General features: G+C 59.7%; 20 protein-coding genes. 13 read left to right on the top strand and 7 right to left on the bottom strand.

The features are described 5' to 3' along the window. The first annotated feature begins 25 nt into the window (after positions 1–25). The 4 genes from P2T68_RS34880 to P2T68_RS34865 all read left to right on the top strand — a co-directional run bounded on the left by P2T68_RS34880 (position 26) and on the right by P2T68_RS34865 (position 4,525). On the top strand, positions 26–670 hold the full coding sequence (locus P2T68_RS34880; protein WP_277378882.1) for a DUF1120 domain-containing protein: 645 nt from the start codon (positions 26–28) through the stop codon (positions 668–670). 98 nt (positions 671–768) lie between these two features. Further along, positions 769–1,485 carry a fimbria/pilus chaperone family protein gene (locus P2T68_RS34875; RefSeq protein WP_024078027.1) on the top strand — a complete coding sequence of 239 codons (717 nt, stop codon included), beginning with the start codon at positions 769–771 and terminating at the stop codon, positions 1,483–1,485. 6 nt (positions 1,486–1,491) lie between these two features. Next, positions 1,492–3,999, top strand: a complete 2,508-nt coding sequence (locus P2T68_RS34870; protein ID WP_227496830.1) for a fimbria/pilus outer membrane usher protein — start codon at positions 1,492–1,494, stop codon at positions 3,997–3,999. Positions 4,000–4,009: 10 nt separating this feature from the next. Next, complete coding sequence (locus tag P2T68_RS34865; RefSeq protein WP_158244166.1) at positions 4,010–4,525, top strand: hypothetical protein; 516 nt, start codon at positions 4,010–4,012, stop codon at positions 4,523–4,525. Positions 4,526–4,529: 4 nt separating this feature from the next. Here the strand turns inward: P2T68_RS34865 and P2T68_RS34860 are convergent, their stop codons facing one another. From P2T68_RS34860 to P2T68_RS34845, 4 genes are read right to left on the bottom strand one after another with little or no spacing between them, the layout of a single operon-like run. Beyond that, positions 4,530–5,267 (bottom strand): amino acid ABC transporter ATP-binding protein, encoded by a 738-nt coding sequence (locus P2T68_RS34860; RefSeq protein ID WP_024078024.1) that lies wholly within the window; start codon positions 5,265–5,267, stop codon positions 4,530–4,532. Then, positions 5,254–5,904: an amino acid ABC transporter permease gene (locus P2T68_RS34855; protein ID WP_024078023.1), complete on the bottom strand. Its 651-nt coding sequence runs from the start codon at positions 5,902–5,904 to the stop codon at positions 5,254–5,256. Before P2T68_RS34855 ends, P2T68_RS34860 begins: the two co-directional genes overlap by 14 nt. Further along, positions 5,901–6,569 carry an amino acid ABC transporter permease gene (locus P2T68_RS34850; protein ID WP_277378881.1) on the bottom strand — a complete coding sequence of 223 codons (669 nt, stop codon included), beginning with the start codon at positions 6,567–6,569 and terminating at the stop codon, positions 5,901–5,903. Before P2T68_RS34850 ends, P2T68_RS34855 begins: the two co-directional genes overlap by 4 nt. 14 nt (positions 6,570–6,583) lie before the next feature. Next, the gene (locus P2T68_RS34845) at positions 6,584–7,369 is read right to left on the bottom strand and encodes a transporter substrate-binding domain-containing protein (protein ID WP_024078021.1); all 786 of its coding nucleotides are present in this window, start codon (positions 7,367–7,369) and stop codon (positions 6,584–6,586) included. A 255-nt stretch (positions 7,370–7,624) separates the two neighbouring features. Between P2T68_RS34845 and P2T68_RS34840 the strand changes: the two genes are divergently transcribed. The 6 genes from P2T68_RS34840 (at position 7,625) to P2T68_RS34815 (ending at position 14,898) form a co-directional block, all read left to right on the top strand. Further along, positions 7,625–8,320, top strand: coding sequence for an FCD domain-containing protein (locus P2T68_RS34840; RefSeq protein WP_024078020.1), 696 nt, complete (start codon positions 7,625–7,627; stop codon positions 8,318–8,320). A 122-nt stretch (positions 8,321–8,442) separates the two neighbouring features. Next, a complete protein-coding gene (trxA, locus tag P2T68_RS34835; protein WP_024078019.1) occupies positions 8,443–8,772 on the top strand; it encodes a thioredoxin TrxA in 330 nt (109 codons plus the stop codon). 233 nt (positions 8,773–9,005) lie between these two features. Continuing rightward, on the top strand, positions 9,006–10,265 hold the full coding sequence (gene rho / locus P2T68_RS34830; RefSeq protein WP_017845130.1) for a transcription termination factor Rho: 1,260 nt from the start codon (positions 9,006–9,008) through the stop codon (positions 10,263–10,265). A gap of 156 nt (positions 10,266–10,421) precedes the next feature. Then, the gene (locus tag P2T68_RS34825) at positions 10,422–12,404 is read left to right on the top strand and encodes an acyltransferase family protein (protein WP_277378880.1); all 1,983 of its coding nucleotides are present in this window, start codon (positions 10,422–10,424) and stop codon (positions 12,402–12,404) included. Between the two features lie 59 nt (positions 12,405–12,463). Next, complete coding sequence (ubiD, locus tag P2T68_RS34820; protein ID WP_024078017.1) at positions 12,464–13,930, top strand: 4-hydroxy-3-polyprenylbenzoate decarboxylase; 1,467 nt, start codon at positions 12,464–12,466, stop codon at positions 13,928–13,930. Then, positions 13,930–14,898, top strand: a complete 969-nt coding sequence (locus P2T68_RS34815; protein WP_024078016.1) for a CDP-6-deoxy-delta-3,4-glucoseen reductase — start codon at positions 13,930–13,932, stop codon at positions 14,896–14,898. Before ubiD ends, P2T68_RS34815 begins: the two co-directional genes overlap by 1 nt. Before the next feature lie 128 nt (positions 14,899–15,026). Here P2T68_RS34815 and P2T68_RS34810 read toward each other — a convergent pair whose 3' ends face one another. Beyond that, the gene (locus P2T68_RS34810) at positions 15,027–15,509 is read right to left on the bottom strand and encodes a sn-glycerol-3-phosphate transporter (protein ID WP_102625518.1); all 483 of its coding nucleotides are present in this window, start codon (positions 15,507–15,509) and stop codon (positions 15,027–15,029) included. Positions 15,510–15,837: 328 nt separating this feature from the next. Between P2T68_RS34810 and P2T68_RS34805 the strand changes: the two genes are divergently transcribed. Continuing rightward, positions 15,838–18,225 carry a TonB-dependent receptor gene (locus P2T68_RS34805; RefSeq protein ID WP_024078014.1) on the top strand — a complete coding sequence of 796 codons (2,388 nt, stop codon included), beginning with the start codon at positions 15,838–15,840 and terminating at the stop codon, positions 18,223–18,225. Between the two features lie 40 nt (positions 18,226–18,265). Beyond that, positions 18,266–18,919, top strand: a complete 654-nt coding sequence (locus P2T68_RS34800; protein WP_024078013.1) for a gamma-glutamylcyclotransferase — start codon at positions 18,266–18,268, stop codon at positions 18,917–18,919. Here P2T68_RS34800 and glpT read toward each other — a convergent pair. Continuing rightward, the gene (glpT, locus tag P2T68_RS34795) at positions 18,916–20,253 is read right to left on the bottom strand and encodes a glycerol-3-phosphate transporter (protein WP_024078012.1); all 1,338 of its coding nucleotides are present in this window, start codon (positions 20,251–20,253) and stop codon (positions 18,916–18,918) included. The genes P2T68_RS34800 and glpT overlap by 4 nt on opposite strands. Positions 20,254–20,546: 293 nt before the next feature. Further along, on the bottom strand, positions 20,547–21,524 hold the full coding sequence (locus P2T68_RS34790; RefSeq protein WP_069077247.1) for an NADPH:quinone oxidoreductase family protein: 978 nt from the start codon (positions 21,522–21,524) through the stop codon (positions 20,547–20,549). Between the two features lie 150 nt (positions 21,525–21,674). Here P2T68_RS34790 and P2T68_RS34785 point away from each other — a divergent pair, with 150 nt between their 5' ends. Next, entirely contained in the window at positions 21,675–22,082 is a 408-nt protein-coding gene (locus P2T68_RS34785) for a flagellar basal body-associated protein FliL (protein ID WP_024078010.1), read from the top strand. The last annotated feature ends 112 nt before the right edge of the window (positions 22,083–22,194 follow it).

Here is a 22,194-nt window from a genome sequence, read left to right as displayed (position 1 = left end):
GACAGTCTTATGAGCGGTAAATTGTATGAAAAAAATAGTTGCAGTGATGATGGGCATATTTCTGGTTGTCGCAGGTTTTAATGCCCAGGCTATTGATGTGCGTGTAAAGGGCTTTATTGTGCCTGCAAGTTGCAGCTTCACATTGGTCAATGCGGTCATCGATTATGGCACCATTGACCCTCAACTATTAAGCGCTACAAACTACACCACGCTGGAAGCGAAAAGTACGCCTTATAACATTAAGTGCTCTTCTGGAACCCAGTTGGCTGTGACCGCTGTAGATAATCGCGTCGCCAGTAAAATTCCGGACATGATGAGGCGTCAGTTCGATCATCCGGTTACTGATCGCTTCAATTTCGGGCTTGGGTTGACCGCGGCGAATCAAAAGATTGGTGGTTACATAATGCAATTGCTTAATTCCACCGCTGACGGAAGGCCTGTTTTGCCTCTTTATGGGGACGGTCAAGGACGCTGGGTGGGGGGTGAGGGTGCGCTGGGGCAGGGGGGACATTTAACCAGCTGGTATTCAGGAACAATGGCGCCTGTGCGGCTTACTGTTATTTCTGGAGATCTACAGTTTCAAGCCGTCATCAATAAAACCTCCGAATTGAATTTTAAGGATGTGGCCAGGTTGGACGGTCTCGCGACTTTGGAGTTGCGCTATCTCTAAGGGGTAGTGGGTGTGGTCAGGGCAAATCGGTGCTCTTGCGTGGCGTGCTGGAAGTTGCACCAATCGTTTTGATGCTCGTTAAATGAAGGGAAGAACAAATGATAATAGTGTCAAAGGCAAAGGCTCTCCTTTCGTTGTTTGTATGCTTCAACTTTCTTTTATGCAGCGTGGCGGTGGGCGATGGCATGCAACCTGAAACCACTGTCGTCGTTTTGAATGAGGCCGATGGGGAGGCCAGCATCAATGTGACAAATACGGATGCCCGACCCGCGTTGCTGCATTCGACCATCGAGGATATTCCAGAAGATCTTGAGCCCCTGGTGGTGTTGACCCCGCCGGTTGCACGGGTCGATGGTGGTGAGCGGCAAATGGTGAGGTTCCTGATAACCGCCAAGGAACCGCTCAAGACCCAGCGGTTGAAGCGCGTTTCCTTCGAAGGCATTCCCCAGGCTCAACCCGGTTCGGGCGCAACCATCGGTATCAGCCTTCGACAGAATCTGCCGCTGATCCTGCATCCGAAGGGACTGCCGCGGCACGAGGCACCCTGGGAGTTGCTGGCATGGCAACTCCGGAACAAAACCTTGAGTGTGCGTAACGACAGCCCCTATGTGGTTCGTTTGGCGGCTGAAGTACGGCTCAATCCGCAGAAAATCAGCACCAGCCTTCCCCGTACCTACATCCTGCCGGGCGAAGTATTGAGCGTGGAGTTGAAGACAGCGGCACCAGGGGCGACCTCCGTCACCCTCGAACCTGCCACCGTGTATGGTTTTTCCGTCGATAGCTACGAAGCGTTGCTCGTAGCGAACGCACCGTAATCCGCCATGAGTGATATCAACGGAGTCACCGGCACGGTTCGTAGTCGTTCACGTGAAAAACAAACACCCCAGCCGCTGTTCAGCGTCAATGGCCTGAGCCTGTCGGTGTGTGTAGTGATGATGTCGGGTGTGGCGACGGGGTCTTATGCGGCACCGACATCGACCATCGCGGGTTTTGATCTGGCGACGTTGCAGGCGCGTGGCATCAGCCCTTCGGTTGCCCAGTATTTCCGTAGCGCCCCGCGTTTTAGCGAGGGCCTGAGGGTCGTAGACCTGACCGTGAATGGTGAACGTATTGGCTTGACGGATGCACGCTTCGATAGCGAGGGCGAATTGTGTTTTACCCGTGCCTTGCTGGAGCGCGCAGGCCTGCGTGTGCCTTCCTCGGTGATTGACAAGGGGGCCGCCGCTGATCACGCCTGCCATGATTTTCGGGCCGAGTACCCCAAGACGGTCACGACCCTGCGTCCTGGAAGTGAAGAAGTGGCGTTAGTGGTGCCCACGGACGCGCTGCACGATGGTCAGCGAGGTTCCGGCAGCTACGCTCGGGGGGGCACCGCCGCACTGCTCAATTACGACATTCAGGCAGTCAATAGTCACTCGCGAGCAGACACCAACCGTTATATGTCCGCCTCCACCGAGGTGGGTTTCAACCTGGGCGACTGGATTGCCCGCAGTCGCCAGCTCTACATCGCCAACGACCGTAACACCACGTCCGAGCATCTGTACGCCTATGCACAGCGCGACTTTGCGCCGCTGGCTTCTACATTCCAAGTCGGACAGGTTTCTGGAACCAGTCCTGTGTTTGGTGGCGTGCAACTGATGGGGGCACAGCTGTTCCCTGACGGTATAGAAAACCGTGCGGCCAACGCAGGCGTCCTGGTGGAAGGGCAGGCTCTTAGCCAATCACGGGTCGAGGTGAGGCAGTCCGGTGCCCTGATCTACACAACAGTGGTGCCAGAGGGGCCTTTCGCCTTGAAGAACCTGCCCTTGCTCAATGGCACCAGCGATCTTAACGTCACCGTCATTGACACTCGCGGTGGCCAGCGCAGCTTTGTGGTACCCGCCGCCTCGTTTCGTGCGGCAGTGCCCGTCAAGTCGGGCTACGCCGCGTCGGTGGGCAAGATTCGCGATGTCGAGCGGCGAGGCGCCAGGGAGCCCTTGATGGCCATGGGGAGTGGCACTTGGGCGGTGGGCAGGAACAGCGCGCTCAGCGCAGGTGTGCAGGCCACTGAAGGCTATAACTCGTTGGGATGGGCGCTGGACAGTAATTTCTCCCAGCGCTTTTCCGTCGGGGTGCGTAATAACCTGTCTCGAGACCATTCGAAAAAAGTGCAGGGCGCCCGAAGCAGTATTTCCGTAGGCGCTGCATTGCCCTGGGATGTGCAGATGGCGTTGAGCGCCACGACCCAGACGCAGGGTTACCGGGACGTACTCGATGCCGTATCCCGTGAAGGGCATGAAGGCTCGCGCTTCAAGAACCAGTACACCGCGGGTTTCAGTTGGGCAGACCCGCTATTCGGTGGCTTCTCTATCGGCTATACGCGTGGATCGCATTTCAACAGCCGCACTTCCGAACACGTCTATGGCTCATGGAACAAGAACTTCTTGTACGCCAACGTGGGCGTGACGGTGGACTCGCAAGTAGGCCAATCCAGCCAGGCAAAGGACAAGGGCCGAAACGACGACGGCGTAGGTGTGCGCTTGCAGGTCAGCGTGCCCTTGGGTGGCGATCGTTCCCTGAGTACGTATGCCCGCCGCCAGGGCCTGCGATCCAGCATCGGTACCGCCTATGACGAGCGCGTCGATGAAACGCTGAACTACCAGGTCCGCAGTGATCATGAGCTGGGTGAACCTGCTGGAAACACACTGGGCGCAACGCTCAATACGACATCCCGCTATGCCCAGGTGGGCCTGGGAATCAACCGCGATTCTTACAACACCAGCTACAGCGGACAGGTGCAAGGCGGTGTGGTTGCTCACTCGGAAGGCGTCACGCTATCGCCTTACCCTGTCGAGGACACGTTTGGCGTGGTCTCGGTCGGCGATATCCCTGGCGCACGGATTACCACGCCGCAAGGCCCCGTATGGACCGACCCATGGGGCAATGCGGTCATTGCCGCCTTGCCGGCCTATCAAACCAGCCAGTTGGAAGTCGAAGGCAAAAGCTTGCCGAAACAAGTGGATATCAAGAATGGCACCCGGACCCTGGAGGCAGGGCGAGGTTCGTTCAGTCAGGTCAACTTCGATGTGGTGAAGGTGCGACGAGTGCTGCTGCGTGCCACCGACTCGTGGGGTAACCCTTTGCCCCAGGGCGCTGCGGTCCTTGGAGCTGACAATACTTTCCTGACCACGGTAGTGGGTGACGGCATGATTTTCCTGAGTAATGCCGACGCGTTGAAAACCCTGAAAGTATCCTCGTCGAATGCGACTTCTTGCGTACTGAAACTCGACCTCGCGGAGCAAACGAATGATGGCCAATTTTATGAAGCCGCTTCGGCGACCTGCCGCTAGGGCTGGCGCCTTGAAGCGTGCTGGTGTGCTGCTGGCGGGGCTGTTGCTGGCGGGTGAGGCCAGTGCGGCTTGTCGTTTGTCCTTGAGCCAGCCGCTGGTTGACTATGGCCTGCTGCGAAGTGACGGGCAGTCGGCCAGCCAGGCCGTTTCCATGGGCAAGCGCACAGTGCGTTTGAATGTGGTGTGCCCTGGGGCAACCGTGATTGCGCTGCGTTTTGACGGTACGCCCGCCAACGCTGAGGGCTACAGGTTTGGTCGGCAAGACTATTTCAACCTGACCCTCCAGCATCCCCTGCTGGATGGGAAGCCCGTGGAGCTGGCGCAGTTGTACAACCACGCCGAGCGAGGCGGGGCCCTGCGCCCAGGGCAGGTGCTGGTTGTGTTGGCAGGTGGGTTGCCTGCCACCGGGCGTACCTTTTCAGCGCAGGTGCAGGTCGACACCTGGCTGTCGAGTGCGGCCATTGCCGTTCGCGATAAAACCACGCTGGAGGGCAATGGACGATTCGAGCTGGTGCCAGGAGGCTGACGGGTCAGGCGGAGGCCTCGGTAGTGCCGATGAAATTCGCGAGCTCGGCAGTCTGAGGGTTTGCAAACAGCACCTTGGGATCACCGACTTCATGCACCTTGCCCTGGTGCATGAACACCAGCTTATCCCCGACTTCCCGGGCAAAGCGCATTTCGTGGGTCACCATGATCAGGGTCATGCCGTCCTTGGCCAACTGGCGAACCACACTGAGGACTTCGTTGACCAGTTCCGGGTCCAGCGCCGAAGTGATTTCATCGCACAGCAGCACCTTGGGCGACATCGCCAGCGCACGAGCGATGGCAACGCGTTGCTGCTGGCCGCCTGAAAGGCGATCGGGAAAGGCGTCGAACTTCTCGCCCAGGCCAACGCGTTCCAGCATCTGCCGCGCCAATTGTGTCGCCTTGGCTTTGGGCACTTTTTGTACGACCTGTGGCGCAAGCATGACGTTTTCGCCCACCGTAAGGTGCGGGAACAGGTTGAACTGCTGGAACACCATGCCCACTTTCTGCCGAAGGCTGCGCAGGTCGGCACGGGCGGCGTCGAGGTATTCGCCGTCAACTTCAATCACGCCGTCGTTGATCGATTCCAGGCCATTGAGGGTTCGCAGTAAAGTGGATTTACCCGAGCCGCTGCGGCCGATGATCGCCACCACCTGGCCTTCTTCAACCGTCAGGTCTATGCCCTTGAGTACGTGGTGATCGCCGTAATACTTATGCAGGGCGGAAATTCTAAGCAGAGGCATGCAGTCTCCTTTCCAGGTAGCGCGCACTGAGGGACAAGGGGTAGCAGAGCAGGAAGTAACCGAGGGCCACCAGGCCGTAGACCATAAAGGGCTCGAAAGTGGCATTGGCGAGCATGCCGCCGGTCTTGGTCAATTCGGTGAAGCCGATGATCGAGGTCACTGCGGTGCCTTTGACCACCTGCACCGAGAAGCCCACGGTGGGCGCCACGGCAATTCGCAGGGCCTGGGGCAGGATCACGTAGCGCAGTTGCTCAAATGGGTTGAGGGCCAGGCTGGCCGAGGCTTCCCACTGCCCGTGGGCGATGGAGTCGACACAGCCACGCCAGATTTCGGCGAGGTAGGCGCTGGTGAACAGCGTCAAGGCAATCGCCGCGGCCAGCCAGGGCGAGATATCCACGCCAAGCAGGGCGATGCCGAAAAACACCAGGAACAGTTGCATCAACAGCGGCGTGCCCTGGAACAGTTCGATGTAGGTGCGCGCGACATTACGCGGGAAAGCCTTGCGGCTGATGCGCATCGTCATCACCAGCAAGCCGATCAGGCCACCGCCGACAAACGCCACCAACGACAACAACAATGTCCACTGCAGCCCGGTGGCCAGGTTGCGAACGATGTCCCAGAAGGAAAAATCACTCATCGACTGTTCCTCATCACGAAGCGGCGGCCAATCCAGTTGAGCAACTGGCGAATCATCAACGCCATGCACAGGTACACCAGGGTGGTCAGGGCATAGGTTTCAAACGCGCGGAAGTTACGCGACTGGATAAAGTTGGCGGCAAAGCTCAGTTCCTCGGTGGCGATCTGCGAACACACCGCCGAGCCGAGCATCACAATGATGATCTGGCTGCTCAAGGCCGGCCACACCTTGCCCAGCGCCGGTAGCAGCACCACATGGCGGAATGCTTCGAAGCGTGTCATCGCCAGCGCTGCGGCGGCCTCCAGTTGCCCGCGCGGGATGGCCTGGATACCGGCGCGGATGATTTCGGTGGAGTAGGCCCCCAGGTTGATCACCATCGCCAGCACGGCGGCTTGCCACTCGGTAATCTTCAACCCCAGGGACGGCAGGCCGAAGAAGATAAAGAACAACTGCACCAGGAACGGCGTGTTGCGGATCAACTCGACATACACCCCAAAGAACCAGGCCAATGGCTGGATTTTCCACGCCCGCACCACGGCCCCCACGGTGCCCAGGGCGACCCCCAGGATCGCGCCGATAGCGGTCAGCTCAAGGGTGAACAGGGCACCGCGCAACAGCAGGTCGGTATTGGCCAGCACCGGCACAAAGTCGAATTGATAGGCCATCAATCAGCTCCGCTTCAGAGGTCAGCAGGCAGTGGTTCTTTGAGCCACTGCATCGCGTTCTTTTCCAGGCTGCCGTCCGCCTTGGCCGCGACCAGGATCTGGTTGACCTTCTCCAGCAACGCCGGCTCGTTCTTGTTCACGCCCACGTACACCGGCGAATCCTTGAGCTTCACTTTCAGCGCGGGCACGCGTTTCGGGTTGCGCTCGCTGATCGCTACCATCACCACGTTGCCGCTTGCGATCAGGTCGACTTGGCCGGCCAGGTAGGCGGCGATGGTCGAGTTGTTATCTTCGAAGCGCTTGATGGTTGCCTCTTTGGGGGCGACGGCGGTCAGCTCGATGTCTTCGATGGCGCCACGAGTCACGCTGATGGTCTTGCCCTTGAGGTCGTCAGTGCTGGCGATGGGGGCGTCAGGCGGGCCGAACACCGCCAGGTAGAAGGGGGCGTAGGCCTTGGAGAAGTCGATGACCTTTTCACGCTCGGGGTTCTTGCCCAGGCTGGAGATCACCAGGTCGACCTTGCCGGTGGTGAGGAACGGAATGCGGTTGGTGCTGTTGACCGGCGTCAGTTCCAGCTTGACCTTGAGTTGGTCGGCCAGCAGCTTGGCGGTGTCGATATCCAGGCCGCGTGGTTTCATGTCGGGGCCGACCGAACCGAATGGCGGGAAGTCCTGGGGCACGGCGACCTTGAGGGTGCCACGGGCGACGATGTCGTCCAGACCGTTGGCCTGGGCGGGTGCCTGGCTCAGCATCAGGCTGGCAAACAGGGCAGTGAGCAGGGCGCTGTAGCGCTTGGTCATGGCAACTCTCCGAGAAGGGCGAAGGGAATTTCTGGATTTGCCCAGTGCACAGCCCATGCCATGACCGTCGCAATGGCCTGCAACGCTCGGATTTGTTGAGTTTAAGTGGTCTTACTGGTCTGAACAGTTGGCAGGCATTTCGCACCCTTTTCGGGCGTCGACAAAACCTGGCGAGCCCCTTTGGGGCGTAGCTTGCCGCCGGCTGCGAATAGCTTTACAACTAGCCGCTCAGTTGTCTGGAACCTTGAGTTTTTTATGAATTCCATCGCCCAAGCCGTACCGGAAGCGGCCCTGCAGGCCATCCGTAAACTGATCAAGGAGCAGGGCTTCGGGCCGGGTGATGCATTGCCATCCCAGCGCGACTTGGCAGTGCAGTTGGGCGTGAGCCGGGCGTCTTTGCGCGAGGCATTGTCGTCCCTCAGTGCTTTGGGCGTAGTCAGTGTGCAGCCAGGCAAGGGCGTGTTTGTGCAGGAGGTACAAGAGTCGCCGGGATTTGCCTGGCCCTTCGCGGCCCAGGCCACGCCGCTGGATATCTTCCAGTTGCGCTACGCGCTGGAGGGGTTTGCGGCGGGTTTGGCGGCAGTGACATTGACCCTCGATGAGCTGGATAGCCTTGAAGATAATGTCGAGGCCATGCGCAAAGTGCTCAAGGCCGGAGACTTCGAAGCTGCCGCCCGACTGGACTTCGAATTTCACCAGCGCATCCTCCTGGCCAGCGGCAATCAGGCGATGGTGAGCATACTCAGCGCCAGCGCCGAGGTGTTTCTGGAGAGCCAGAAACTACCGTTCATCCGGCCGGAGCGGGCCATGGAAACCTGGCAGGAGCACCGTCGAATCCTGCGTGCCCTGGCCCGTCGCGCCAGTGCAGCGGCACAAAAAACCATGCAGGAACACGTGCGCAACGCGGCATTGCGTACTGGCATTGCCTTTGTGACTCCCGTAACGCCCTGAGTTGGGCCCATACCCAAACTCATGCACCACCATAGCAAGACTCAATCAGAGACGGCTTCCTGAACGGGGGAAGGGCAGCTATGATGGGCAACGTTTTTTTTGCTTACAATCCGGAGACATCCATGAGCAGCGATCTTATCAAGCACGTCACCGACGCGACCTTTGAGGCCGAAGTACTCAAGGCTGCTGGCCCGGTGCTGGTTGACTACTGGGCTGAATGGTGCGGCCCTTGCAAAATGATCGCTCCAGTCCTGGACGACATTGCGACCACCTACGAAGGCAAGCTGACCATTGCCAAGCTGAACATCGACGACAACCAGGAAACCCCGGCCAAGCACGGCGTGCGTGGTATCCCGACCCTGATGCTGTTCAAGGACGGCAACATCGAAGCGACCAAAGTAGGCGCGCTGTCGAAGTCCCAGTTGCAAGCTTTCCTCGACGCGCACATCTAAGCGTCAGCAAAAAGCCCCGCAAATCGCGGGGCTTTTTCGTGAAACAGGGCTAGACGCTCCGAAACTCAGGTGGTACATTCGGCCCCGCACTGGTTTCTCCACTGCCCCCTGCAAGCCGTCGCCGACGCATTCCTTTCGATTAGTACGCGATCCTGTCGCCTTCTCTGCGGCGCGGCCTCATTAAGCCAAAAGCTTAATTTCCCCCCCTCCATAAATGATTACGTCATTCCTATATGAATCTGACTGAACTCAAGCAAAAGCCGATTACCGAACTGCTCGAATTGGCCGAACAGATGGGCATAGAAAATATGGCCCGTTCGCGCAAGCAGGACGTGATTTTCTCCCTGCTGAAAAAGCACGCGAAAAGCGGCGAGGAAATCTCCGGTGATGGCGTGCTGGAGATTCTCCAGGACGGCTTCGGCTTCCTCCGCTCTGCAGACGCCTCCTATCTCGCCGGCCCAGACGATATCTATGTCTCGCCGAGCCAGATCCGTCGCTTCAACTTGCGCACCGGTGACACCATCGTTGGCAAGATCCGCCCTCCGAAGGAAGGCGAGCGTTATTTCGCCCTGCTCAAGGTCGACACGATCAACTTCGATCGTCCCGAGAACGCGAAAAACAAGATTCTCTTCGAGAACCTGACCCCGCTGTTCCCGACCGTGCGCATGAAGATGGAAGCCGGCAACGGTTCCACCGAAGACCTGACCGGTCGAGTCATCGACCTGTGCGCTCCCATCGGCAAGGGCCAGCGTGGCCTGATCGTCGCACCGCCGAAAGCCGGTAAGACCATCATGCTGCAGAACATTGCAGCGAACATCGCACGTAACAACCCTGAAGTTCACCTGATCGTATTGCTGATCGATGAGCGTCCGGAAGAAGTTACCGAAATGCAGCGCACCGTGCGCGGCGAAGTGGTTGCCTCGACGTTCGATGAGCCGCCAACCCGCCACGTGCAGGTTGCCGAAATGGTGATCGAGAAGGCCAAGCGCCTGGTCGAACACAAGAAGGACGTGGTGATCCTGCTCGACTCCATCACCCGTCTGGCTCGCGCCTACAACACCGTGATCCCGAGCTCCGGCAAGGTATTGACCGGTGGTGTCGATGCCCACGCTCTGGAGAAACCGAAGCGTTTCTTCGGCGCCGCGCGGAACATCGAAGAAGGCGGCTCGCTGACCATTATCGCCACCGCGCTGGTTGAAACCGGCTCGAAGATGGATGAAGTGATCTACGAAGAGTTCAAGGGTACCGGCAACATGGAATTGCCCCTGGACCGTCGCATCGCGGAAAAACGCGTGTTCCCGGCGATCAACATCAACCGCTCCGGCACCCGCCGCGAAGAGTTGCTGACCGCCGACGACGAACTGCAGCGCATGTGGATCCTGCGCAAGCTGCTGCACCCAATGGACGAAGTTGCGGCCATTGAGTTCTTGATCGACAAGCTGAAAACCACCAAGACCAACGACGAGTTCTTCCTGTCGATGAAACGTAAGTAATACGACGTTTCAGGTCCGTAAGAATGGCGCCCTCCGGGGCGCCATTTTTTTTGTGTCGAAAAAGGGAGGTTTGAGCGCGTCAAGTGTCAGTTAAGAAACAAAAAAGGTGAGCGAGGCTACGCTCATCCCCATTCGTATCTGGCTGACTCTAGATTTATGACCTCTCTTGCTTACCGAAGAGACATTGATGGCCTACGTGCTGTCGCTGTCCTTGCAGTCGTACTGTTCCACTTTGGCGTTCCAGGCGTTACTGGCGGCTTTGTGGGGGTAGACGTTTTTTTTGTGATTTCCGGCTTTTTGATTACTTCGATCATCTGGCGCGAACGCCAGGCCGGGCGTTTCAGTTTCGTCGACTTCTGGGCTCGCCGCGCCCGGCGTATCCTGCCGGCGTTGTTCGTGATGATGGCCGCGACACTGGCAGTGGGTTGGTTCCTGTTGGCACCCAAGGACTACGAAGAGCTGGGACGGTCGGCGCACTACCAGGTGATATTCACCTCCAACCTGCTCTTTTCACGCCAGCACGGTTATTTCGACGCCTCCTCTGACATCAAGCCATTGCTGCACACTTGGTCGCTGGCGGTGGAGGAGCAGTTCTACATCCTCTTCCCGTTGTTGCTGACCCTGCTTTCCAGCCGCTTGAAACACTGGCGCCTGGCCTTGTTCGTGGTGTTGCTGGTGTCGTTTGGCCTGAGCGTCTGGGCCGTCGACCATCAACCGCAAAAAGCCTTCTTCCTGCTACACCTCAGGGCCTGGGAACTGCTGGCGGGTGCGATGCTGGCGGTGATGCCCAAGCGTGACTGGCGCGCTTCACCGGCACTCGCCCAGGGGGTCAGTCTGGTGTCCATGGCGTTGATCCTGATTGCCATATTCGCTTTCGATGCGTCCACGCCATTCCCCGGTGCCGCCGCTTTGCTGCCGGTGCTGGGTGTGGTTGGTTTGATCTGGGCCAATGGGCAGCGGCAAACCTGGGTCGGGCGGTTGCTCAGTTCGCGGTTGATGGTGGGCCTGGGGCTGATTTCTTATTCCTGGTACCTGTGGCATTGGCCGGTGTTCGTGTACGCCAACTATGCCGCGGTTGATGGCTTGGGCACGCTTGATCTGACCGGGTTGTTATTGCTGAGCCTGGTGCTGGGTTATGTGTCCTGGCGCTTCGTGGAGGCGCCGTTTCGGGAAAAGCGCTTGCTGGCTGGGCGCAAGGCGATCCTGGCCGCTGCCGGGGCTGGCATCCTGTGCCTGGGCTTGACGGGCCTTGCGGTGCGCGAAGCCGATGGCGTGCCTTCACGCTTGTCCGAACAGGCGTTGCGGTATGCCCAGGCTAAGAAATGGAGCCCGGAACTCATGGCCTGCCTGGCGGACAAGGACACGCCCGATGAGCGACTGTTCTGCCACTTTGGCCCCAAAAGTCTGTCGGTTTCCGCTCTGGTGTGGGGCGATAGCCATGCCACCGCGTTGATTCCGGCGCTTGAGGATGGGGCCAAGCGCCACGATATCAGCCTGGTACAGGCCAGCTTCGCCGGTTGCGTGCCCTTGGACGGTTTGGAGAATATTTCTCGGTGTGCGCATTTCAATCGCCGCGTAGAGAAGGCCTTGGCCGATCAGTCGTTCAGTGATGTGGTACTGGCGGCGCGCTGGAGCCTTTACCTCTATGGGCAAATGTCGGGCGACAAGGAGCACGCGCTCAAGGACCCGAGCACCGGTGAGTACGTGCGCGCCGTGGCCGAACAACGCTTCGCCGAGGGCCTGCGCGAGCGCATCAAGGGGTTGCGCGCCGCCGGGCATCGCGTGTGGTTGGTCAAGGAAGTCCCGCTGCAGCAAATCATCGTGCCTTACCGCCTCAGTCGCCTGGCCATGATGCACCGCCCGGTGGAGGGAGAAGGGCTTGCGGTGGAGGAGCATGAGCGGCGCCAGGCTTTTATCACCCAGCTATTCGACGAGTTGGCGGCTGCCGACAGTGGCGTGGCGGTACTGGACCCGGCGCCCCTGCTGTGTGGCGTCGACGGTCTATGTCGGGTCGAACTCAATGGTCGCGCGCTGTACACCGATGATAATCACCTCTCCGAGGTCGGTGCGCGGCACATCGAAGCCTTTCTGGAGCCACTGTTCAGTTCGCTGCAATCACGGGGGCTGACGGCCAATTAAGCTGCCAGCCGCGGTCAGAGCAGGTAGGATGTACGCCTATTTTACGGGTGGCATGGTTAATGAAATTCAAGGATCTTCGGGATTTCGTGCAGCAACTTGAGCAGCGCGGAGAGTTGAAACGTATCCAGGTACCGGTTTCCCCGGTGCTGGAAATGACTGAGATTTGCGACCGTACCCTGCGTAACAAGGGCCCGGCGCTGCTGTTCGAGAACCCGACCGGCTTTGATATCCCGGTGCTCGGCAACCTGTTCGGCACCCCCGACCGCGTGGCCTTTGGCATGGGCGCCGAATCGGTCAGCGAATTGCGCGAGATCGGCAAGCTGCTGGCATTCCTCAAGGAGCCCGAGCCTCCCAAGGGCTTGAAGGATGCCTGGTCGAAGCTGCCGATTTTCCGCAAGATCATTGCCATGGCGCCCAAGGTGGTCAAGGACGCGGTGTGCCAGGAAGTGGTCATCGAGGGTGATGACGTCGACCTGGGCATGTTGCCGGTGCAGACCTGCTGGCCCGGCGACGTCGGCCCGCTGATCACCTGGGGCCTGACCGTCACCAAGGGCCCGAACAAGGATCGCCAGAACCTCGGCATCTACCGTCAGCAAGTGATCGGCCGCAACAAAGTGATCATGCGTTGGCTGAGCCACCGCGGCGGAGCCCTCGATTTCCGTGAGTGGTGTGAAAAGCACCCGGGCAAGCCGTTTCCGGTTTCCGTGGCGCTGGGTGCCGACCCGGCGACCATCCTCGGCGCCGTGACGCCGGTACCGGACAGCCTGTCCGAATACGCATTCGCCGGCCTGCTGCGCGGCAACCGCACTGAGCTGGTGAAGTGCCGTGGCAACGACCTGCAAGTACCGGCCACCGCCGAAATCATCCTCGAAGGCGTGATTCACCCCGGTGAAATGGCCGATGAGGGCCCTTACGGTGACCACACCGGTTACTACAACGAAGTCGACAGCTTCCCGGTGTTTACCGTTGAACGCATTACCCATCGAATCAAGCCGATCTACCACAGCACCTACACTGGCCGACCACCGGATGAGCCGGCGATCCTCGGCGTGGCGCTCAACGAAGTGTTCGTGCCGATCCTGCAAAAGCAATTCCCGGAGATCACCGACTTCTACCTGCCGCCGGAAGGCTGTTCGTACCGCATGGCCATTGTCACCATGAAGAAGTCGTACCCAGGCCATGCCAAGCGGGTCATGCTGGGTGTGTGGTCGTTTTTGCGACAGTTCATGTACACCAAGTTCGTTATTGTCACCGACGACGACATCAACGCCCGTGACTGGAACGACGTGATCTGGGCCATCACCACGCGCATGGACCCCAAGCGCGATACGGTGATGATCGACAATACGCCGATCGACTACCTTGACTTCGCCTCGCCGGTGTCGGGGCTGGGGTCGAAGATGGGCCTGGATGCCACCCATAAGTGGCCGGGTGAAACCACCCGCGAGTGGGGGCGGGTGATCGTCAAGGATGAAGCCGTGACGGCGCGTGTCGATGCGATCTGGAAAGAATTGGGAATAGATTGATGCGTGTAACCCTGCAACCTTCCGGTGCGGTACTGGAGTTGGTCCCTGGCGAGCGAATTCTCGAAGGCGCCCGCCGCCTGGGCTACGAGTGCCCGCAAGCCTGTCGCAACGGCGTGTGCCACGTGTGTGCGGCGCTCCTGGTGGAAGGCCGCGTGCAGCAGGCCGGCGAGGTGCGCGACCATGGTGAGTTCTATACCTGCATCGCCGAGCCACTGGAAGATTGTGTGGTGTTGTGGGATGGCGTGCTGGCACCGGGTGAGTTACCGCTGCGCAAGTTGGCGTGCCAGTTGAGCGAGTGCGTGGAGGTCGGTGGCGATGTGTGGCGCGTGCGCCTGCGCGCCCCGGCCGGCAAGGCAGTGCGTTACCACGCTGGGCAATACCTGATGATCGAGCGGGAGAACGGCGAGAAGTCGGCGTTTTCCCTGGCCTCCGCGCCCCATGCCGGGCGCGACCTGGAATTGCACGTGCTGGCCCGTGAGGACAGCGCGCGCAACCTGCTGGAGCAGTTGCAGCGCAACCGGATGGCTCGCATTGAGCTGCCGTTTGGCGACACCCACCTGGCTGAGCTGCCAGACGGGCCGCTGGTATTGATCGCCGCCGGCACCGGCATGGCGCAGATGCACAGCCTGATCGAGCATTGCCGCGCCTCGGGCTTCAAGCACCCGGTGCACCTGTATTGGGGCGTGCGTCGTCCAGAAGACTTCTACGAGATCGAGCATTGGGATCAATGGGCTCAACTGCCCAACCTGTTCCTGCACAAAGTCGTCAGCGACCTGTGTGGCTGGCAGGGTCGCTGCGGGCTGTTGCATGAGGCTGTGTGCGAGGACATTGCCGACCTGAAGGCGGTGCATGTCTACGCCAGCGGTTCGCCGGCGATGATCTACGGGACCTTGGACGCACTGGTGGAGGCCGGCATGGATGCGCACCAGATGCGCGCCGACGTATTCGCCTACGCCCCGCGGCCCTGACGCGATCAAACGGTGCGAGGGGCGGTGCGACGATTCGACGTGCTCCCATAGCGGTGTATCAGTCCAAATGAGCTGGCTGGCACTTCCCTATCGGGAGCAAGCCACCCGCCACAATGGTTTGTGCCGGCTCAGAATCGTACTCCGGTCGTCACCATCGCCGCATTGAACCCCAGCAATACCAGTTCCGCCGCCACCGGCCCGTAATGGGCGCCCACGGACGGAATGATCACCGGCGCCACGCCAAAACGGTTCAACGGGATCTTGTCGCGATATTCGCCGCGATAACCCTGGATCGCCCCGCCTGTCAGTTTCACATACACCGGATAGTCAGCCATGTCATAGCGCTTGCCCGCGTAGACGTAGTACGAGCGCTGGCTGAACGAGTTGCGAAACGTCGCGCCGCCATATACCAGGCCTGACGGCTCATTGCGTTCCAGCCCGATCAAGTCTTGCTGGTTATTGTGGTCCGGGTCCGGCGCGAAATGGCGGGTGTAGACACTGGTCTGCGCATACCAGAAGCCATCGTCGTCATTGGCGGGCGGCGCTTCGGCAGCGAGGGCCGTGGCGGCCTGGGCCAGGAACAGCAGGCCGGGCAGTCGATATTTTTTCATGGAGGCGACCTCGATAGTCGGTGTGAGAGGCGGCTAAGTGGGTCGTGATGTGCACGCTATTTTGACGGCTTGACGTGCGCCCAGGCTGAACCGGGGCTGAAAGTAGCGGGATTGCTGCCCTGAATCCTGACGAAAGGGCGGGGGGCTTATACTTTTGCTTATTCTTTTAAGGTATTTAATTTATTTGATAGATATCTTTAAGCTATATATCAACGGACTACCGAACGACAGACACTAACCAATCACTGACCGCCACCGCCCGCCAGCCGGATCGATCGTACGCACTCAGCGCAATGAAGTTCTGAGTGTTGATTCCAAGGGGAGCGGTATGGGGAGCTACAAGAAACACGCGCTGTACTCAGCGATTTTGTCGGCCAATTTGCTGACCGCTGTGGGATTCAATCCAGTCCAGGCGGCTGAAACGCCTGCCGCCGATGTACCCAAACTCGACACGGTGATCGTCACCGGTACCCGTGCCCAGGAGCGCACGGCCAGCGCTTCACTGTCGCCTATCGATGTAATTTCCGGTGAGACCCTACGCAGTACCGGCTCCGATGAGCTGGGGGCGGTGCTGGCGCGCCTGATTCCGTCGATCAACTTCCCTCGCCCAAGCCTGGTGGACGGTGCCGAGCTGGTACGACCTGCACAGTTGCGCGGCCTGTCGCCGGACCAGGTGCTGGTGCTGGTCAACGGCAAGCGCCGCCACACCAGTGCGTTCGTCAACCTGGGCGGTGCGGTAGGGCGTGGTTCGGCCCCGGCGGATTTGAATGCGATCCCGCTGTCGGCGGTGGATCATATCGAAGTGCTGCGTGACGGCGCTTCCGCGCGCTACGGCTCCGATGCCATCGCGGGTGTGATCAACGTGATCCTCAAGCACGCTGACCATGGCGGCTCGATCTCCACCAAGTTTGGCGAATACAAGAAGGGCGATGGCATCCAGCGCAATATCAGCGGCAACACTGGCCTGGCTTTGGGTGACAATGGCTTTATCAACCTCTCGGCCGAAGGTGCCGACAACGACTACACCAACCGCGCCGGGGATGATTTCCGGCCGGGCAGTGTGGGTTCCACCACCTATGGCCAGCGCGTGTTCCGACAAGGCGAGCCGGCGACCAATGAAGGCAAATTGCAGTTCAACTCCGAATATTCCTTCAACGATGCGGCCGAGTTCTACTCTTTCGGCGGTTACAGCAAGCGACGCGGCGAGACGGCAGCGTTCTACCGGGCGAGCAATGCGTCCAACAACATCCCGGCGCTCAACCCCAACGGCTACCTGCCGCTGATCAAAGGCGACCTGGAGGACACCTCACTGGTGGTGGGCTTGCGCGGCTTGCTGGCCTACGACTGGCATTACGACTTCTCGGCCAATTACGGCAAGAACCAGTACGCGCTGAGCACCGAAACCATCAACACCTCCCTGGGCCTGGCCACGCCGCGCAAGTTCGATAACGGCACGTTGAGCAACGATCAGAAGCAAATCAGCCTGGACCTGTCTCGCGAGTTCGACGTGGGTTGGCTGCCTTACCCGGTGTCCGTGGCGTTTGGTGGTGAATACTTGCACCAGGGGTATGAAATCGAGGCGGGAGAGCCCGCCTCTTATTACCAGACCGGCAGCTCGGGGTTAGGTGGCTTTCGTGATGCTGATGCGGGCACCAGCACACGGCATAACTGGGCACAGTACCTGGACCTGGAAACCAACTTCACCGAAAAACTCAGTGCCTCGGCCGCCGTGCGCCATGAGGACTACAGCGACTTTGGCTCCAATGTCAGCGGCTCGCTGTCAGCGCGTTACGACTTCACCCCGCAAGTCGCGGTGCGCGGCAGTATTTCCAATGGTTTCCGCGCACCGTCCCTGGCCCAGCAGAACTTTGCCTACACCTCCTCGCAGTTGATCGGCAGTACGATCCAGGAAGCCGGCACCTTCCCGGCCAACAGCCAGGTGGCCCGTCTGCTCGGTGCCGAAGACCTCAAGGCCGAGAAATCGCGCAACTACAGCCTCGGCCTGGTACTGGAACCGGCCGATGACTTGACCGTGACGCTGGACGTGTACCGCATCGATATCCGTGACCGCATCAGCCTTTCGTCCAACCTGAACCTCAACCCGGCGGCGATTGCTTACCTGCAGGCCAATGGCGTGGGCAATATCAACTACACCAGTGCGCGGTACTTCACCAATGCCACCGACACCAGCACCGACGGCGTCGACCTGGTGGCCAACTATCGCTATCAACTCGATAACGGCATCCGCTGGAACAGCACCGTGGGCTACAACTACAACCACACCAAGGTCACCGACGTGAAAGCCAACCCGGCCGTCCTCGATAGCCTGGGGGTGAACCTGCTGCGGGTGGACCGTCGCGAGCGCATCGGTTTGCTCGGCGACACCACGCCCCAGCACAAACTGAGCCTGGGTAACGACTTCACCTTCGGCCGGTGGGCGTTGCACAGCAACCTGGTGCGCTATGGTGAATTCACCAGTTACCAGGCCGACAAGGTCAACGACCAGACCTTCAAGGCGGCCTGGGTGCTCGACCTGTCGGTGGACTACAAGCTGAAGAACTGGACCTTCACCCTGGGCGGCGACAACGTTACGGATAAATACCCGGAGAAGGTCAACGCCTTCGCCAGCAGTGGTGGCAATTTGGCCTATAGCACTTTTTCGCCATACGGTTACAGCGGCGCGTTCTATTACGGTAAAGTTGCTTACAACTGGTAACAGCTTTTCGCAGCAACACAGGAGACCTAAGCGATCCGCCATGACCGTTATTGAAACCGATCTTTTGCAATTGGCTTACCCTCCGCGGCTCGATCTGGGGCCGCAACTCACTCACGAACAGTTGATGAGCTCAATGCAGGCCACCATGGCCAGGCATAAGGGTGGGCCGGTCTGGTTATTCGCTTATGGTTCGCTGATCTGGCGCCCTGAGTGCTCCTCGACCGAGCGCGTGCGGGCACGGGTCCACGGTTATCACCGGGGCCTGTACCTGTGGTCCCACGAGCATCGGGGTACACCGGAACTACCAGGGTTGGTGTTCGGGCTGGATCGGGGCGGTTCGTGCAGCGGGTTTGCCTATCGCCTGCCGGAAGATCAGCTGGAGGCCTCGCTTTATGCCCTGTGGCAGCGCGAGATGCCATACCCCTCCTACCGGCCGCACTGGCTCAGTTGCCGCCTGGAAGATGGCAGCCAGGTACAGGCGTTAGGGTTTGTCTTGGAGCGGCATTTACCCAGCTACGCCGGCAACTTGCCCGATATCGTGCTCAATCACGTATTGCAAAGCGCTTGCGGGCGTTACGGCACTACGCGCGATTATGTCGAGCAGACCGTCAACGCCCTGCGTAGCCACGCCATGCCAGACAAGAATCTGGAGGCGCGGCTCAAGCGTTGTGCCAAGGATTGCTCAGGTGATTAACGCGCCGAGCTGACACTGTTGGTGTGCCATAAGGTTGGGATCAGGAAGGCGATGGCCAGCAGGCACGCGCCGATCAACAGCACGAAGCCACCGTCCCAGCCGAAATGGTCCACCGTGTAGCCCATGGCCGCGCTCGCCGCCACCGAACCGCCCAGGTAACCGAACAGGCCGGTGAAGCCCGCTGCCGTACCGGCGGCTTTCTTCGGCGCCAGTTCCAGCGCCTGCAGGCCGATCAGCATCACCGGGCCGTAGATCAGGAAGCCGATGGAGAACAGCGCGATCATATCGACCATCGGGTTGCCCGGCGGGTTGAGCCAGTAGACCAGGGTGGCCAAGGTTACCAACGTCATGAACACGATGCCGGTCAGGCCTCGGTTACCGCGGAAAATCTTGTCCGACATCCAGCCGCACAGCAGCGTGCCTGGAATACCGGCCCATTCGTAGAAGAAGTACGCCCAGGACGACTTGTCGACCGTGAAGTGCTTGGCTTCTTTCAAGTAGGTTGGCGCCCAGTCCAGTACGCCATAGCGCAGGAGGTAGACGAACACGTTGGCGAAGGCGATGTACCACAGCATTTTGTTGCGCAGCACGTACTTGACGAAGATTTCCTTGGCGCTGAATTCGTCTTCGTGGCTGGCGTCGTAGCCTTCCGGGTAGTCGTTCTTGTACTGCTCGATCGGCGGCAGGCCAACCGATTGCGGGGTGTCGCGCATGGTGATGAAGGCAAACGCCGCCACCAGCAACGCTACGGTTGCCGGCACATAGAACGCCGCATGCCAGTCGTTGAACCAGGCCATGCCCAACAGGAACAGCGGGCCGATCAGGCCTCCGCCGACGTTATGCGCGACGTTCCAGACCGAGACTACGCGGCCGCGTTCTTTTTGCGACCACCAGTGCACCATGGTGCGTCCGCTTGGCGGCCAGCCCATGCCCTGGGCCCAGCCATTGATGAACAGCAGAATGAACATCATGGTCACGCTGGACGTTGCCCAAGGTGCGAAACCGAAAATGAACATCACCCCCGCCGATACCAGCAGGCCGAAGGGCAGGAAGTAGCGCGGGTTGGAGCGGTCGGACACCAGGCCCATCAGGAACTTGGACAAGCCGTAGGCAATCGCGATGGCCGACATTGCCAGGCCCAGTTCGCCACGGGTGTAACCCTCGTCGATCAGGTAAGGCATGGCCAGGGAGAAGTTCTTGCGCAGCAGGTAGTACCCGGCGTATCCGAAGAAAATACCGGCGAAGATCTGCCAGCGCAGTCGTCGGTAGGTACTGTCTATTTTTTCTTCAGGCAGGGGTGCCTGGTGCGCGGCAGGACGAAAAAAAGCAAACATTCAAGAGCTCCAGATTTCTTGTTTTGACTGCGGATGCGAATGTTACAGTTTCGTTACCGAAAATAGCATCGCGTCTTATGTGCAAACACAAGAAAACAGAGCAAGCGCGTGTTCTCTTACGAACATGTCGATAATCGATACGTGGTGGTCGTTTAGCGCTTCTCAGACCAATGCAGAACAAATGTGGGAGGGGGCTTGCCCCGATGGCGGTGATTCAGTCAACAGTTGCATCAACTGACCCACAGCAATCGGGGGCAAGCCCCCTCCCACACTGATCGCATTTCACGTGGCTATCAGCGGGTCTGGACGACGACCTTGCCGACCGCCTTGCGCTGGCCGAGATCATTGATCGCCTGTGCGGCTTGTTCCAGCGGATACACCTGCGACACCAGCGGCTTGAGCTTGCCCTCGGCGTACCAGGCAAACAACTGGTGGAAGTTCGCCGCATTATCCTGCGGCTGGCGCTGGGCGAACGAGCCCCAGAACACCCCAACCACCGCCGCACCTTTGAGCAGCGCCAGGTTCACCGGTAGCTCCGGAATGCGCCCACTGGCAAACCCCACTACCAGCAGGCGGCCGTTCCAGGCGATTGCGCGGATGGCCTGGTCAAACAGGTCGCCACCCACCGGGTCGTAGATCACATCGGCGCCGTTGCCATCGGTCAGGCGCTTGATCTCGTCTTTCAGGCTGGCTTCGCTGTAATTGATCAGTTCATCGGCGCCGGCCGCCTTGGCCACCGCGAGCTTGTCGGCGCTGCTGGCGGCGGCGATCACGCGCGCGCCCATGGCCTTGCCAATTTCCACGGCGGCCAGGCCCACGCCACCGGAGGCGCCGAGCACCAGCAGGGTTTCGCCAGGTTGCAGGTTGGCCCGTTGTTTCAGGGCGTGCATCGACGTGCCGTAGGTCATGCTGAACGCGGCTGCGGTGTTGAAGTCCATGCTCGGCGGGATCGGCAGCACGTTATAGCCGGGTACGGCGACCTGTTCGGCAAAGCTGCCCCAGCCTGTCAGCGCCATGACCCGGTCGCCGACCTTCAGGTGGCTGACCTTTTCGCCCACTTCACTGACCACCCCCGCCGCTTCGCCGCCCGGCGAGAACGGGAAAGGCGGCTTGAACTGGTACTTGCCCTCAATGATCAAGGTATCCGGGAAGTTGACCCCGGCCGCGTGCACGTCCAGCAGGATTTCGTTCTTCTTGATCGCCGGGCTGGGGATCTCTTCCAGCACCAGGGTTTCGGCAGGGCCGAAGGCTTTGCACAGCACAGCTTTCATCGGACTATTCCTTTTGGCGTCGTGGCCGATAAGTGTAGGAGGGTACGCCCGGGGGTCAACGAGCATGCCCTGGCCTGATAAGTCGCCATAAGCTTGTGCTCAGCCTTGCTAGCGTTATGCTACCTGGCAATCGAATGTGAGGAATGAACTGTGAAAGCGTGGATCCCGTTGATGCTGGCCCTGACCTTGCCGATGGCAGCCCAGGCCGAAGAAGCCAAAGAAGGTGAGGCACCGAAGGTCAGCTATATCAGCCTGACTCCGCCGTTCGTGGGCAACTATGGCCTGGATGGCACGGCAAAGCTCAAGGTGTACAAGGCCGACATCGCCCTGCGCGTCACCGGCCCCGAAGCGGCGGCGCTGGTCAAATCCAACGATGCATTGATTCGCAACCAGTTGGTGGCACTGTTCACCCAGCAGACCAACGAGACCATGAGCAGTGTCGAAGGCAAGGAAAAGCTGCGCCAGGAAGCACTCAAGCAAACCCAGCAAGTGATGAGCGACGAAACCGGCAAACCGGTGGTGGAAGACCTGCTGTTCAATAACCTCATCATCCAGTAACTGTGGCGATCGCGCTTACTGTGGCGAGCGGGCTTGCCCCGCGTTGGGTGGCGAAGCCGCCCCAAAATCATACGCCTCGGTACGCCTGAAGAAATCGGGTGGAATTGGAGGG

This window comes from Pseudomonas sp. G11 (genome assembly GCF_029457515.1).
In the GTDB taxonomy this organism is placed as follows: Bacteria; Pseudomonadota; Gammaproteobacteria; order Pseudomonadales; family Pseudomonadaceae; genus Aquipseudomonas; species Aquipseudomonas gorinensis.
This window is presented reverse-complemented; position numbering and strand designations above follow the sequence as displayed.